Origin of the sequence: Flammeovirga aprica JL-4 (assembly GCF_012844305.1) — a bacterium.
Lineage (GTDB): Bacteria > Bacteroidota > Bacteroidia > Cytophagales > Flammeovirgaceae > Flammeovirga > Flammeovirga aprica.
Window position 1 is genome coordinate 1 of sequence record NZ_JABANE010000402.1, and the last position, 593, is coordinate 593.

Below are 593 nucleotides of genomic sequence, written 5' to 3' on the forward strand. Positions count from 1 at the left end.
AGGTTCGGCGGCAGCTCCTCATAGGAGCCCGGCAGATCGTAGGCAATCCACACCCCCCAGCCGGCACGGCGCATCAGCGCGGCTTCGACGAAGTCGTGCGACAGGATCGACCCGGCAAAGTTGCCCTCGCCCGGCAGCGGCGCCAGCGCGCAGTGCTCAATGAACGGCTTCACGCGGATTATGGCGTTGTGGCCCCAGTAGTGGGACTCCCCCAACTGCCAGAAGTGCAGACCCGCCGTAAACAGCGGACCGTACACCCGGGTGGCAAACTGCTGGCAACGCGCATACAGCGTATCCATGCCCGAGGCGCGCGGGGAAGACTGGATGATCCCGGCATTCGGGTTCGCTTCCATCAGGCGCACCAGGCTGCTCAGACACTCACCGGTCATCACCGAGTCAGCGTCCAGCACAACCATATAGCTATACTGGCTGCCCCAGCGGCGGCAGAAGTCATCGATGTTGCCGCTCTTACGCTTCACTCGACGACGACGGCGGCGGTAGAAGATCTGCCCTTCGCCCTGCACTTCGGCAATCAGCTCCATCCACGCCTTTTGCTCAGCAACACAGATATCGGGGTTATAGCTATCGCTGAG

1 protein-coding gene is annotated in these 593 nt (G+C 62.4%); it reads right to left on the reverse strand.

Annotation, left to right across the window (positions count from 1 at the left end):
- A partial coding sequence (locus HHU12_RS34610) for a glycosyltransferase (RefSeq protein WP_169661230.1) occupies positions 1-593 on the reverse strand: 593 nt, incomplete at both ends.